The sequence below is a fragment of the Sphaerisporangium rufum genome, assembly GCF_016863395.1.
In the GTDB taxonomy this organism is placed as follows: Bacteria; Actinomycetota; Actinomycetes; order Streptosporangiales; family Streptosporangiaceae; genus Sphaerisporangium; species Sphaerisporangium rufum.
In genome coordinates this window covers 14,883-27,775 of record NZ_BOOU01000089.1, presented here as the reverse complement: position 1 = coordinate 27,775, position 12,893 = coordinate 14,883, and the positions used below count along the sequence as shown (strand labels likewise).

Sequence of the window (12,893 nt, the reverse complement as noted above, 5' to 3'; positions counted from 1 at the left end):
CCGGCGCGACGCTACGGCTGACCCGGCACGGCTGCACGGCTGACCCGGCGCGGCGGCGTGGCTGACCCGCGCGGCGCCATGCCCGGCCATCCGGCCGACCGCCGGATTTCCCGGCCGTCCCCCGCTAGCATCCCGGTCATGCCGAGGAACCGTGGCCCGGTCAGGGTCCTGTCCGTTCTGACCGTCCTGTCGCTGCCGGTGCTGTCGCCGCCCGTGCTGCCGGCACCGCCCGCCGGGGCGGCGGTCCAGGCCACGGCGGCGGCCGATGCGCGGGCCGCCCGGCCCGCCGCGCGGTTCGCGCCGGGCAATCCCAAGGGCCGGGCCCGGGTGCCGGCCGAGGCGCGGGCCGAGCGCACCGCCGACCCCGACCGGGTGGTCGGGAACGGCACCCCGGCGAGCTGCACCTCCGCCGCGGTGGTCGCCGCGGTGGCCGCCGGCGGCGTCATCACCTTCTCCTGCGGGCCGGACCCGGTGACGATCCGGATGGCCGCCACCGCCAAGGTCGTCAACACCAGCGCCCGGGTGGTGCTGGACGGCGGCGGCAAGGTCACGCTGAGCGGCGAGGGCCGGCGGCGCATCCTGTACCTGAACACCTGCGACCGGGCGCAGACGTGGACCACCGCGCACTGCCAGGACCAGGCGACCCCCCGGCTGACCGTGCAGAACCTGACGTTCGCCGACGGCGACGCCACCGGGCAGCGCACCGACGGCGGGGGCGGCGGCGCGATCTTCGCCCGCGGCGGCCGGCTGAAGGTGGTGAACTCGGTGTTCGTCCGCAACCGCTGCGACCCGGCCGGGCCGGACGTCGGCGGCGGGGCGATCCGCGCGCTGGACCAGTACCGCGACCGCCCGGTGTACGTGGTGAACAGCACGTTCGGCGGGGCGCCCGGGCTCGGCGGCACCTGCGCCAACGGCGGCGCGCTGAGCGGCATCGGCACCTCCTGGCAGGTGCTCAACAGCGTGCTGAGCCACAACCGGGCGGTCGGCCGCGGGGCCAACCCGGCGCGGGCCGGCACGCCCGGCGGCGGCAGCGGCGGGGCGATCTACGCCGACGGCAACCGGTTCGACGTCCGGATCGCCGGCTCGGTGCTGACCGGCAACCAGGCGAACGAGGGCGGCGGCGCGGTGTTCTTCGTCAGCAACGACCGCACCGGCACGCTGCGCATCGAGACCTCGGTGCTGCGGAACAACCGCAGCGGCCGGTTCGAGACCCGGGGGTATCCGGGCATCTTCTTCCTCGGCGCCGGACGGCCGCAGATCGCCCTCTCGGTGCTGGGCTGACCCGCGGCCCGGCATCCGGGGTCGGCCCGCGTCCGGATCGGCCCGCATCCCGGATCGGCCCGCATCCGGGGTCGGCGCCGGCGTCCGGGTCAGCCGGCGTCCGGGTCGGCCTCGGGGTCGGGGCCGGGGTCGGCGACCGGGTTGGGCACCGCGCCGCCGTACCTGCGGTCGCGCTTGGCGAAGACCTCGCAGGCCTGCCACAGGTCGCGGCGGTCGAAGTCGGGCCACAGCCGGTTGAGGAACACCATCTCGGCGTAGACCGACTGCCAGGGCAGGAAGTTGGAGGTGCGCTGCTCGCCGGACGAGCGGACGAACAGGTCGACCTCCGGCATCTCGGGCTGGTACAGGTAGCGAGCGAAGGTACGCTCGGTGATCTTGTCCGCCCGCACCCGGCCGGCGGCGACGTCCGCGGCCAGCGCGGCGGCGGCGTCCACGATCTCGGCGCGCCCGCCGTAGTTGACGCAGAACTGCAGGTTGAGCGTGCGGTTGTCCCGGGTCATCTCCTCGGCGTCGCGGAGCTCCTTGATCACGCTCTTCCACAGCCGTCCCGGCCGGCCGGCCCACCGGACCCGCACGCCGAGGGCGTGCAGCTGGTCGCGGCGGCGGCGGATGACGTCGCGGTTGAAGCCCATCAGGAAGCGGACCTCGTCCGGGGAGCGCCGCCAGTTCTCGGTGGAGAAGGCGTAGGCCGACAGGTTCGGCACGCCGAGCTCGATCGCCCCCTCGATCACGTCGAACAGCGACGCCTCCCCCGCCTTGTGCCCCTCGGTGCGCGGCAGCCCGCGCGACTTGGCCCAGCGGCCGTTGCCGTCCATGATGATCGCGACGTGCCGGGGCACCAGGTCGCGCGGAATGGGCGGCGGGACGGCGCCAGAGGGGTGCGGGGCGGGCGGGCGGACGTTCACGGTCTTCGTTCTCCTGTGCCGGGTGTCGGGAGGCCGGCCGGCGCGGCCTCGGGCGGGCGGTCACGGGCAGCGCCTACCGGCGTTCGACGTGCCGTAGCGAGCGTATTCCGTGTTCGAGGTGCCACTGCAGGTACGCGGCGACCAGGCCGCTGCATTCGGCGCGGTGCCGGGGCTCGGCGGCGTCGGCGGTGTCCCAGTCGCCGCGGGTCAGCGCGATCATCAGGCCGATGGTCTCGGCGGCGGGCACCGCGGCGCCGGCCGGCCGGCACCCGCCGCACACCACGCCGCCGGCCGGGATCGCGAACGCGCGGATGGCCGGGGTGGAGCAGCGGGCGCAGGAGTCCAGCGCCGGGGCGTACCCGGCGACGGCCAGGGAGCGCAGGAAGTAGGCGTCCAGCACCAGGCGCGCCTCGTGGCCGCCCTCGGCGAGGGTGCGCAGGCCGCCGACCAGGAGCAGGAACTGCCGCAGTGCGGGCTCCTTCTCGCCCATGGTGAGCCGGTCGGCGGTCTCCAGCATGGCGGTGCCGGCGGTGTAGCGCGGGTAGTCGGCGACCAGCGCCTCGCCGTACGGCCGGATCGTCTCGACCTGGGTGATCACGTCCAGCGAGCGGCCGGTGTGCAGCTGGACGTCGACGTGGGTGAACGGCTCCAGCCGGGCGCCGAACCGGGACCTGGTGCGGCGGACCCCCTTGGCGACCCCGCGCACCTTGCCGGTGCGCCGGGTGAGCACGGTGACGATGCGGTCGGCCTCGCCCAGCTTCTGGGTGCGCAGCACGACGCCTTCGTCCCGGTACAGATGCACCGGCCCAGTCTAGGCGGCGGCCCATCACGACCGGTCCGGGCGATCCCGGGGCGGGCCCCGGTCAGCCGGCCGGCGCCCATCGCGACTCCCGCAGCCAGTCGGCCAGCGTATGCAGGCCGGGATGGTGACGGCGCAGGGCCGGGATGTCGGCCTGGTAGCCGGCCTGGTCGAACCAGTCGAACATCGTGGCGACCTCACCGGACCAGGCCGCGAGCTCCGCACGCGGCTGCTGCTCGAACCGGACCGGACGGCCCGCCGCCGCGGCGAACTCGGCCGCGATCCGCGGCCCGGTCAGCTGGTCACCCGCTATCTCGATGGCCCTACCCAGGTATTCGCCGCGCCGGTCGAACACCGTGGCCGCGATCCGGCCGATGTCGTCCACGGCGATCATCTGCAGGGTGGTCTGCGGGCGCAGGGCCAACCGCAGGACCAGCTCGTCACCGGCCGGACGCGGGCCCATGAACGCGAAGTTCTCCATGAAGAACACCGGTCGCAGGATCGTCGCGGGCAGGCCGAGCGCGGCGATGGCCTGCTCGATCCGCCATTTGCTGGCGAAGTGCGGGATCCCGGTGTCGCGTTCCGCGCCGCCGACCGAGCTGTACACCAGGTGGGAGACGCCGGCCTCGGCCGCGGTCTCGGCGAGCAGGCGGCCCTGCCGCATCTCGCCGGCCACGCCGTCGGGACCGGTGAAACCCTGCACGCTGAACACCCCGTAGGCGCCGGCCAGGGCCGTCTTCATCGACTCCCGGTCGTCCAGATCGCCGGCCGTGATGGCCGCGCCACGTCGGGCCAGCTCCTGGGCGTTCGGCCCGTCAGGGTCGCGAACGAGAGCCCGCACGGCCCAGCCTCGGTCGATCAGGTGACGCGCCACCGCGCCCCCCTGCCTGCCAGTCGCCCCGGTCACCACGATGGGTCCCTTACCGTCCACGATTACTCCTCCAGATCGGTTGCAAGGCGCAACAGTAGCGTGCTGCTACTATTTTGGCCATGCCAGGATCACCGCGCCCTCCCTCCCTGCTCGCGCTGCACTCGTACCTGGCCTCCCAGGTGGCCAAGTACGGCACCCGTCACCTCGAAGCGACCCTGGAACGGCACGGGCTGCTCCTCGGCCACCATGCGATCCTCACCGCGCTCGATGATTTCGGACCGGCGTCCCAGCGCGAGCTCGCCGGGTACCTCCGGATCGACAAGAGTCACCTGAGCGTGCGCATCGACCACCTGGAGGCCGCCGGACTGGTCACCCGGACGCCGGACCCGCAGGACCGCCGGCGCCACCGGGTCGTGCTCGGCGAGGCAGGTCGCGTCCTGCTGGACCGGTTGCACGCCGCCGCCCGCGTGTCCCAGCGGCCGCTGCTGGATCCGCTCACCGACGCCGAGCGGCTCACGCTGGAAACGCTGCTGCGCCGGGTGCTGGACGCCAACGATCAGGCGGGCGAGGAGGGCGGAGCGCCGGGAACATCCGCTCCGGCGAGTGATGGCAAAGAACGGCAAAAATGACAAATGGGATTGTTGTCATGGAGACCCCTGAAAAGGATGTGACTCCTTGTTGCGACGAATCGGTCTCGGGTCCCCGGCTGGTGGCGTCCGGAGGAAGAACAGTCACTAAACTCTTCCACCTGGCGGCAACCCCTCTACGCTCGCCTCCGCCTCCTCGCACGCTGCCTGAAAGGGTGACATGACCCGCGTGGTCCTGCTGGGCTCCTCGCCCGGCCCGATCGGTTCCACCGAACCGCACGTCCCGCCCGGTCGCCTGGCGCTGACGTCCCTTCCCGGCTCGCCCACCGTCCTTTCGCGCCTGCACGCCCAGGCCGTCGCGCTGGACCCCGAGCCCGTCGCCATCGTCCGGCCCGCCGAGGCCGGCGACCTGCGCGGCCTGCCCGGCCGGGTGGCCGAGTCCGCCGACCTGGCCGGCGACCTGCACGCCGTCGCCGACGCCGCCGAGCACGCCGCCGACAACCTGTTCCTCATCCCGGCCGGCGCGGTCGTCCACGACGAGCTGATCTACCAGATCACCAAGAGCAAGCGCGGCGCGCTCGCCCTGATCGCCAAGGAGCCCCGCCAGGAGGACGAGAACGGTGAGCCGATCGCGGACGAGGTGCCGATCGAGGAGGCGCAGCCGGAGATCGGCGACCGCACCCTCGAGGGCCTGATCGTCCGGGCCCGGTCCGGCCGCTCGCGGGTCATCTCGGTCGGCTCGGCCTACCACGCGGTCACCCGGCCCAACAGCGTGCTGCTCGGCCCGCTGTACGTGCACCAGCGGCACGCCGCCACCCTGGCCGCGGCGGCACGCGAGCTGGCCGGCATGGCCCACCTGTTCGGCCCGGAGGACGACCTGGTCCAGCTGCTGGTGCTCGGCCTGGTCCGCCGCGGCGTGTCGGTCGGCATCCGCGGCCGCCGCGACCTGTTCTACGCCCGGGCCTGGTCGCAGGCCGAGGCGGACGCGGCGGTCGCCGCGATGTCGGAGATCGACGAGGACCGCGCCCGGCTGAACAACGCGGTCAAGGGCGCCGACGGCTTCTTCACCACCTTCTTCGTCAGCACCTACTCCCGCTTCATCGCCCGCTGGGCGGCCCGGCGCGGGCTGACGCCGAACCAGGTCACCATGATCTCGATCGCGCTCGGCGTGCTCGCCGCGCTGGCCTTCGCCACCGGCACCCGCGCCGGGGCGGTGGCCGGCGGCCTGCTGATCTACTTCGCGTTCGTGTTCGACTGCGTGGACGGGCAGGTCGCCCGGTACGCTCGCAAGTTCGGCGTGCTCGGCGCCTGGCTGGACGCGACGTTCGACCGCGCCAAGGAGTACGTGGTGTTCGCCGGCCTCGCGGTCGGCTCGATCGTGGCCGGCCAGGGCGACGTATGGACGCTGGCGCTGATCGCGCTATCGCTGCAGTCGGTACGCCACCTGCTCGACTTCTCCTTCGGCGCCGCCAACCGGCGCAAGGCCCCCGTCCCGCTGCCGACGCTGGAGCTGACCGCCGCCGACGACCGGCCGCTGCGCGACGCGCTGGAGAAGCGCCGGGCCTCGCGCACCGGAGGGGTGCGCGGCGCGCTGAAGCTGTGGACCAAGGCCGGCCGGTTCCGCGCCGTGCACTGGGCCCGCAAGATGATCGTCTTCCCGATCGGCGAGCGGTTCGCCGCCATCGCGATCACCGCGGCGCTCTTCGAGCCCCGCGTCACGTTCCTCACCCTCGTGATCTGGGGCGGCATCGCGGCCGCCTACACGCTCACCGGACGTCTCATGAGGTCGCTCGCATGATCACCCAACCCCAGGCCCCGGCCCCGCTGCTCGATCCCGACGAGGAGCGGCGGCGGGTGCAGACCGCCCGGCTGCTGGCCTACCGCGACGACGGCCCGCTGGTGGCCGTGCTGCGCGACCGGATCGGCCGCGGGGTGCCGCCGGTGCCGGCCGCGCTGCTCGCGCTGGTGGCGGTGGTCGCCGTCGGGCTGGGCGGCGTGCTGGACCCGGGCCGCGGCGCGATCATGCTGGTGCCGGTGCTCGCCATGGTCGTGCTCGTGGTGCCCACCGCGCCGCGCGACCATCTCGGCCGGTTCGACTGGCTGGTGCCGCCGCTGATCCGCGGCACCGAGTTCCTCACGATCATCCTGCTCGGGCTGGCCGCCGGCACGCCCAAGTGGCTGCTGTTCGTGCTGATCTACGTGGTCGGCTACCACACCTACGACACGGTGTACCGCACCCGGCAGAGCATCTGGCCGGCGCCGTGGGTGTTCCGGGCCGGGCTCGGCTGGGAGGTCCGGCTGCTGCTGCTCGGCGCCGGCGCCGCCCTCGGCCTGCTTACCTGGGTGACCGCGGCGCTGTCGCTGTACCTCGGCGTGCTGTTCGCGGTGGAGAGCGTCACCAGCTGGGTGCGGCTGGACAAGGAGACCGCGCTGGCGCAGGCGTCCGACGACCTGGAGGCCTCCCCGGAGGAGGCCTTGGAGCAGACCACCGGCGAGGCCGACAAGGCCTGATCCGCCGGCGCGCGAGGGCCGGGACGGCACGACCGTCCCGGCCCTCGCCGTGTTAGTCCCGGCCCCGTGCCGTTTCCACCCCGGCCCGTCCGGCTCCCACCCCGACCCGCGCCCCCTCGGTTCCGGTCGCGCCGCGTCCGTTCCGGCGTCCGTTCGACGTGCGGCGGGCTCTCAGGAGGCGAGTTCGGCGTTCAGGTAGGCGCGGAACTCCCTGACCTGGACGGTGGCGGCGTACGGCTCCAGCCGGTCGGCGAACTTCCGGACCCGCTCCACCGAGCGCGCCGACGTCAGCGACCCGGCCAGCGGAACGGCCGCCCGCGCCGTCTCCACCGCCTGCTCCACCTCCCCCATGCCCAGGTAGGCGTCCGCCGCGTTCATCCAGTTGATCTGCGCCGATCGAGGCCGCTTCTCGGCGAACGCACGGATCGCCGCGTTCGCCAGGTCCGCGGCCCGGTCATAGGCACCGAGCAGCTCCCAGCACAGGCCGATCTCCGAGCCCAGCTCCGGCTCGTCGTACCAGGCCGTCCAGAACGGATCGCGATCGCTGCCGCCTTGGGCGTGCACGCGTTCGGCTTCATCCAGCAATTGCTGCACCTGCCTGGCGGCGTGCGCGTCCACCGCACCGGCCTGGCTCGACTGCAAGGCCACGATCCACGCCTCCCTGACCAGCAATGGGGCCAGGACCCGCGGTGGAGCCTGGGTCCGGCGCGCGGTCTCCACCGCCGCACGGGACAGCCAGGCCGCCTGTGAACGATGGCCCAGCCAGATCGCCTGATGGGCCATGCTCGTCAGCACCCAGACGCCGGTCAGCGCGTCACCGCCGGCCTTGGACAGCTTGAGTGCTTGACCGAAGTACTGCTGCGCCAGCCCATGGCGGCCGAGATCGAAGGCGGTCCACCCGGCCATCTGCGTCATCGCCGCCGCGGCCGTCATCAGTTCGGCGCCCACCTGAGCGGTGTACCGGCCGCGTAGCAACGGGGTGACGGTGCCGTTCAGGTAGTCCACCACCGCCGGACGCACCAGGCCCGCGCCGAACCGGTGGTCCATCTGGCCGAACGCCTGCCGGGCCTCGACGATCCGCCGCACATCGGAAGGTCCGACGAGCGGCCCCGAGCCCTCGTGCGCCGCCGGCGCGACCGGGGCGCCGTAGGCCCAGGCCGAGAGCCAGCCGCCCAGCGCCGCCGGGACGAACGGCAGCGCGGCCAGCAGGTGGCGGCGATCCGGATCCACGTCGCACCTCCAGAGTCGTCCGGCGGCCTCGACGGTAGTCGGGATGGACGGGTCATTGAAGTCGGTGCGGAGCCAGGCTTCCGTATCGACCGGGTCGGTGCCCTCGATCCAGCGCTCGACCTCGATCGGGTCCACCCCGAACACCTGGGCCATCCGCGCCCGGTACACCGGCCGGATCTCCTGGCGGCCCCGCTCCCAACGGCTCCAGGTCGTCGGCGACACCCACACCGGAACGACCTGGAAACGACCACCCGGCGCCCGCGGATCGGGAAGCGATGCTCCGGCAGGCGTGCGGTGCCGGAACCTGCGCCACCGCCGCACCGGCTCGCCCTCGGCCGGATTTGAGCACCGTTTCTACCGGGCGGCCGAGGTACGACTATTTCGCGAGATCGACGGGAACCGGCATTCCCTCCACGGCTTCCAACACCGCCCGCCCGCCCAGAGCGCGGTCGAGCCGCAAGGTCACCTGTCTGGGGTATCCCTCGGCCGTGCACAGGTTTCCGTCATCGTGCGGCCGCCCCGCCACCACGATCAGAGCCGCGTGTTCGGATTCGACCGCTCGCCCGGTGTAGTCGACACCACAAGGACCGGTGGTCAGCTCCCAGCACAGGCCGATCTCCGAACCCAGCTCCGGCTCGTCATACCAACGACACCCGGCGTCCACGCATCGGGAAGGCGGCGCGCCGATCTGGATGGCCGCCGCGCTGTCAGCATTTGATCCAGACCAGTATTTCCTGGTCCGGAGCGACATCGGCTGCGGCCGCCTGAGTGGTGGCCAGTTCCACCTCCTTCTCCATCCGGACGTAGGGTTCCTGGGCGCCGGCTGTGCTCGATGCAAGACATGGCGGCAGTCGATCGTTGAAGAAGACCTTGGTTTTCGCGTCGATCCAGGCGGGCCGCAAGCCCAGAATCTCGGTCTTGCCTCGGTCCTCGAACTCGATCAGCCGGTTCACCGTGTCGACGGAGGTGACGACCACCCGCCTGATCGACACGGCCGAGCTCCTCGGGGTGAGATACCCGAGGCCGTAGGCCGCCGACATCGAAAGTACGCCGAGCCCTACCACAAGTGCCGGGCGATGACGAACGACCATGTTCACCTCTAACCTCGTACGAAGTCACGAAACGGAGCAGGGTGGCCGCACCTGGCGGACCACCCTACCCTCGCCCTTCACTTCAGTTCGCTATCGAGAACTACGGATAGCAGGTCCTCGACGTATTGTCCGCCACACACTGCCAGGAATTGCCCCAGTAATTCTTCATCACCAGGCTCATACTGTTCCGCGTGTTCGGGTTGAATCCCTGCGGAACCCGGATGCCGTTGTTGAACTCGATACCGCGGGTCAGGCTGTCCGTACCGTTATGCCCCATGACAAGAGCGTAGTCGCCATTTCCGCTTATCTGCGGGTTGTAGCTCTGGCAAGCAGCGTAGAAGGTCCCGCCGATCGATGCGTACCAGCTGAGAGACGCGTTGATCTCGCCGCAGTACTCGTTGTATCCGGAGTACGGGCTGTACTTGTGGTAGGAGATCTTCGACTGGGTGGCCGCGTCCGGGTAGTTGCGCAAGTAGAAGCCGGCTACATAGTGCTGAGGATCGGTCGGTGTGGCGGTGCCCCACCGATAGTAGTCGAAGAAGTCGTACGTACTGTTCCCATCGTTCTGCAGCTTGTACTTCTCCACGTTCCCGGTCAGCCGCCCCTGGCCGTTGATGATCGCGGTGAAGGTCGCCGCGAAGAGGGGAGCGCCCGCACCCCACGTCGGTGATGCGGCGACAGCCGTCTCACCGACCGGCGTTTCCGGAGTCAGCGGCGTCGCGGTCAGGCGCGGCTCCTGGGACTCCACGGTGGCCGAGAACTCTGACTGCCACTCCTTCGCAGCCCCCTCCCCTCGGTATCTCACCTGCCGGGTGAACTTGACCTTCTCCACCTGAACATCGCGAGGCAGGATCAGCGCGAATCCCCGGTCGATGTCGACGTATTCGACGTTCGCGGCCTTCACGTGGTCGCCGTGAGCCTGGGCCTCGCGTACGTGATCATTGATGGCGCGCGCCCGCTCCGGCGCTTTTTCGTCCGCGTTCCCCGTCAGCCGCGCCAACTCGTCACGTGCCCGAGCGGCCTGCCGGGCCTTCTCGAAGTCCACTTTCGAGTAGACATAGTCCTGGGAGCCGGCCGGAGGGAATCCGGATGCCGGGGTGTCGGCACCTGCCGGCACGGCCCCCATGGCGAGGACCGATGTCAGTGCCGCCAACGCGGCGACCAGTTGCGGTCGTGAATAGCGCACGATTCTCCTTGTTGGAAGAGATCATCGACAGACGTGCCAGGCGTGAGACCACGGCCTTCGGCGCCGGAAGAAGACTGCGACTTCTGGCGACTTTCGGACGTTCCCCATTCCGACAATCCGGCACTTCCATTTGCCGGACGCATTCCACCTTTCCCATCCAGTCCGACGATCAGGGATCGTCTGATCCACTACTTGGTGATCACGCTCGTCGTCTCGCCGGCGACAGTTCTCTCCCACCACGCCGAGGGCGATGGCCGGTGCGGTGGAAGAGCGCACCGATTGACCCACTGGTATGGCGACCGGACAACCTGGCGGAATACTGTTCGGAGCCGTTTGCGCTGGCCAGGACCTTTGACGGAGAACTTTCGGACCGGTTCGGTCCGAAAGCGGCGCCGCTTCGCGCAGCGGTCCGGCCGGATCAGCTGACAAGTCCATCGGCGCCCGGCCACCGCCCGACTCGTCCCCGCCCCGGACCGCGCGGCCGGGGAGCTGGCGGTCTCACGGAGTTCTCAGGCGCGGTTTGTAGAAGTTTCAAGCGATATCGATGACTATGGGGTGATGGAGCACGCGCCGCAGGCGGCCGCCGCGGCCGAGGCTCAGGAAGCTCGGGGTGCCATGGCCGGGAGAGTCCGGTGGTTCGCCGTGGGGGGTGTCGTCCTCGTCGTCGTGGCGCTGCTGGCGTACTGGCTGGGCGCGCGCGGTGGCGACGACCGGCAGGCCGCTCCCAGGCCGGGCGCGACGCCCACGCCCAGCGCGCCGCCCACGGTGCCGGAGGTCGTCAAGCGGGCCGGGCCGTCGGTGGTGGTCGTGCAGACCGGCAGGTCGCTCGGCACCGGGGTGATCGCCGCCGAGGACGGCACGGTGCTGACCGCGCACCACGTCGTCGCGAGCGCGGCCAAGAGCGGCGCGGACGTCACGCTCACTTTCGCGGACGGCACCCGGACCAAGGCCGAGGTTGCGTCGGCGAACCCCCGGCAGGACGTGGCGACGCTCCGGCCGGCGAAGCTGCCGGAGATCGTGGTGCCGGCGACGCTCGGCGGCGCGGTGACGGTCGGCGCCCCCGTCGTGGCCATCGGCAACCCGCTCGGCCTGACCTACAGCGTCTCCACCGGCGTGGTGTCCGGGCTGGACCGGACCGCCGACCGGGCCACCAAGGAGGGCGACATCAAGGGGCTGATCCAGTTCGATGCCGCGGTCAACCCGGGCAGTTCCGGCGGCCCGCTGCTGGACGCCCGCGGCCTGGTCATCGGGATCGTCGTCTCGATCGCCGACCCCGGCCGGGACGAGGCGTTCGCCGGCATCGCGTTCGCGGTGCCGATCGGCGCGGCCCTGGGCGGTGGCGGCGACGGCGACGGCCCGCCCGGCGACGGGCCACAGATCTGACCGCGACCAGGCCGGGCCGCCCGCGGCGTCCGGAGAGGGAACACATATGAACCCGTCCCCCACGTTCTCCCCGTCCCCCGGGGCGGCCCATCCCCTCGAGCAGGTGCTGTTCGAGGTCAAACGCACGATCGTCGGCCAGGACCTGCTGCTGGAACGGATGGCGGTGGCGCTGATCGCCGACGGGCACCTGCTGGTCGAGGGAGTCCCGGGCCTGGCCAAGACGCTCGCGGTGCGGTCGCTGGCCGCCGCGATCAGCGGCGCCTTCCAGCGGGTGCAGTTCACCCCCGACCTGGTGCCCGCCGACCTGGTCGGCACCCGCGTCTACCACCCGCCGTCGGGTGAGTTCCGCACCGAACTCGGCCCGGTGTTCGCCAACCTGCTGCTGGCCGACGAGATCAACCGCGCGCCGGCCAAGGTGCAGAGCGCCCTGCTGGAGGTGATGCAGGAGCACCAGGTCACCATCGGCCGGGAGACATTCCGGGTGCCCGAGCCGTTCCTGGTGATGGCGACCGAGAACCCGATCGAGTCCGAGGGCACCTATCCGCTGCCCGAGGCGCAGGTGGACCGGTTCATGATGAAGGTCGTCGTCGGCTATCCGACGCCGCCCGAGGAACAGGCGATCGTCGAGCGGGCCCTGCACCCGCCCGAGCCGCCGCAGCCGATGGTGTCGGCCGACGACCTGCTGGCGATGCGGGCCCGCGCCCGGCAGGTGTACGTCGACCCCTCGGTCGTCGACTACGCGGTCCGGCTGGTCGCGGTGACCCGCTCGCCGGCGACGGCCGGGCTCGGCGAGCTGGAACGGTACGTCACGCACGGCGCCAGCCCGCGGGCGTCCATCGCGCTGGTCACCGGCGCCCGGGCGCTGGCGTTCCTGCGCGGCCGCGACTACGTGCTGCCGCACGACCTGACCGAACTGGCCTTGGACGTGCTTCGGCACCGCCTGGTGCTGTCGTACGAGGCGCTGGCCGACGACGTCGACGCTGACACGATCATCACCAGGGTGCTCGGGGCGGTCCGCTCCCCCGACGTCGTCCTGCGGAACCGCTGAG

The 12,893-nt window shown here is 71.7% G+C and carries 13 protein-coding genes; 6 read left to right on the top strand and 7 right to left on the bottom strand.

Features of this window, described 5'->3' with window-relative positions; all coding sequences use genetic code 11:
* Window positions 1-138: 138 nt before the first annotated feature.
* Window positions 139-1,281, top strand: coding sequence for a hypothetical protein (locus Sru01_RS30700; RefSeq protein WP_203993045.1), 1,143 nt, complete (start codon window positions 139-141; stop codon window positions 1,279-1,281).
* Between the two features lie 89 nt (window positions 1,282-1,370).
* Here the strand turns inward: Sru01_RS30700 and Sru01_RS30695 are convergent, their stop codons facing one another.
* The 3 genes from Sru01_RS30695 to Sru01_RS30685 form a co-directional block, all read right to left on the bottom strand.
* Window positions 1,371-2,186 (bottom strand): isoprenyl transferase, encoded by an 816-nt coding sequence (locus Sru01_RS30695; RefSeq protein WP_203993043.1) that lies wholly within the window; start codon window positions 2,184-2,186, stop codon window positions 1,371-1,373.
* Window positions 2,187-2,259: 73 nt separating this feature from the next.
* Window positions 2,260-2,988 (bottom strand): DNA repair protein RecO, encoded by a 729-nt coding sequence (recO, locus tag Sru01_RS30690; RefSeq protein WP_203993041.1) that lies wholly within the window; start codon window positions 2,986-2,988, stop codon window positions 2,260-2,262.
* Window positions 2,989-3,049: 61 nt separating this feature from the next.
* Window positions 3,050-3,916 (bottom strand): NmrA/HSCARG family protein, encoded by an 867-nt coding sequence (locus tag Sru01_RS30685; RefSeq protein WP_203993038.1) that lies wholly within the window; start codon window positions 3,914-3,916, stop codon window positions 3,050-3,052.
* 59 nt (window positions 3,917-3,975) lie between these two features.
* On the opposite strand from Sru01_RS30685, the gene Sru01_RS30680 reads away from it, so the two are divergent.
* From Sru01_RS30680 to Sru01_RS36385, 3 genes are all read left to right on the top strand, one after another.
* The gene (locus Sru01_RS30680) at window positions 3,976-4,485 is read left to right on the top strand and encodes a MarR family winged helix-turn-helix transcriptional regulator (protein ID WP_203993036.1); all 510 of its coding nucleotides are present in this window, start codon (window positions 3,976-3,978) and stop codon (window positions 4,483-4,485) included.
* Window positions 4,486-4,663: 178 nt separating this feature from the next.
* Window positions 4,664-6,241, top strand: coding sequence for a CDP-alcohol phosphatidyltransferase family protein (locus Sru01_RS36390; RefSeq protein ID WP_203993034.1), 1,578 nt, complete (start codon window positions 4,664-4,666; stop codon window positions 6,239-6,241).
* Window positions 6,238-6,954: a DUF5941 domain-containing protein gene (locus tag Sru01_RS36385; RefSeq protein WP_203993033.1), complete on the top strand. Its 717-nt coding sequence runs from the start codon at window positions 6,238-6,240 to the stop codon at window positions 6,952-6,954. The genes Sru01_RS36390 and Sru01_RS36385 overlap by 4 nt, the downstream gene beginning before the upstream one ends.
* Before the next feature lie 171 nt (window positions 6,955-7,125).
* On the opposite strand, the gene Sru01_RS30665 is transcribed toward Sru01_RS36385, so the two are convergent.
* From Sru01_RS30665 to Sru01_RS30650, 4 genes are all read right to left on the bottom strand, one after another.
* Window positions 7,126-8,406 carry an NsdA family TPR-like regulatory protein gene (locus tag Sru01_RS30665; protein ID WP_203993031.1) on the bottom strand — a complete coding sequence of 427 codons (1,281 nt, stop codon included), beginning with the start codon at window positions 8,404-8,406 and terminating at the stop codon, window positions 7,126-7,128.
* 154 nt (window positions 8,407-8,560) lie between these two features.
* Window positions 8,561-8,848, bottom strand: a complete 288-nt coding sequence (locus Sru01_RS30660) for a hypothetical protein (RefSeq protein WP_203993029.1) — start codon at window positions 8,846-8,848, stop codon at window positions 8,561-8,563.
* A gap of 43 nt (window positions 8,849-8,891) precedes the next feature.
* On the bottom strand, window positions 8,892-9,281 hold the full coding sequence (locus Sru01_RS30655) for a hypothetical protein (protein ID WP_203993027.1): 390 nt from the start codon (window positions 9,279-9,281) through the stop codon (window positions 8,892-8,894).
* A gap of 94 nt (window positions 9,282-9,375) precedes the next feature.
* Window positions 9,376-10,461, bottom strand: a complete 1,086-nt coding sequence (locus Sru01_RS30650) for a hypothetical protein (RefSeq protein ID WP_203993024.1) — start codon at window positions 10,459-10,461, stop codon at window positions 9,376-9,378.
* A gap of 615 nt (window positions 10,462-11,076) precedes the next feature.
* Here Sru01_RS30650 and Sru01_RS30645 point away from each other — a divergent pair.
* A complete protein-coding gene (locus tag Sru01_RS30645) occupies window positions 11,077-11,844 on the top strand; it encodes a S1C family serine protease (RefSeq protein ID WP_239137877.1) in 768 nt (255 codons plus the stop codon).
* 46 nt (window positions 11,845-11,890) lie between these two features.
* Window positions 11,891-12,892, top strand: coding sequence for an AAA family ATPase (locus tag Sru01_RS30640; RefSeq protein WP_239137876.1), 1,002 nt, complete (start codon window positions 11,891-11,893; stop codon window positions 12,890-12,892).
* Window position 12,893 lies beyond the last annotated feature (1 nt).

Excerpts from the sequence above, each read along its gene's own strand:
- Sru01_RS30680 (WP_203993036.1), top strand. The coding sequence starts at position 3,976 with ATGCCAGGATCACCGCGCCCTCCCTCCCTGCTCGCGCTGCACTCGTAC.
- Sru01_RS30645 (WP_239137877.1), top strand. The coding sequence starts at position 11,077 with ATGGCCGGGAGAGTCCGGTGGTTCGCCGTGGGGGGTGTCGTCCTCGTC.
- Sru01_RS36385 (WP_203993033.1), top strand. The coding sequence starts at position 6,238 with ATGATCACCCAACCCCAGGCCCCGGCCCCGCTGCTCGATCCCGACGAG.
- Sru01_RS30700 (WP_203993045.1), top strand. The coding sequence starts at position 139 with ATGCCGAGGAACCGTGGCCCGGTCAGGGTCCTGTCCGTTCTGACCGTC.
- Sru01_RS36390 (WP_203993034.1), top strand. The coding sequence starts at position 4,664 with ATGACCCGCGTGGTCCTGCTGGGCTCCTCGCCCGGCCCGATCGGTTCC.
- Sru01_RS30640 (WP_239137876.1), top strand. The coding sequence starts at position 11,891 with ATGAACCCGTCCCCCACGTTCTCCCCGTCCCCCGGGGCGGCCCATCCC.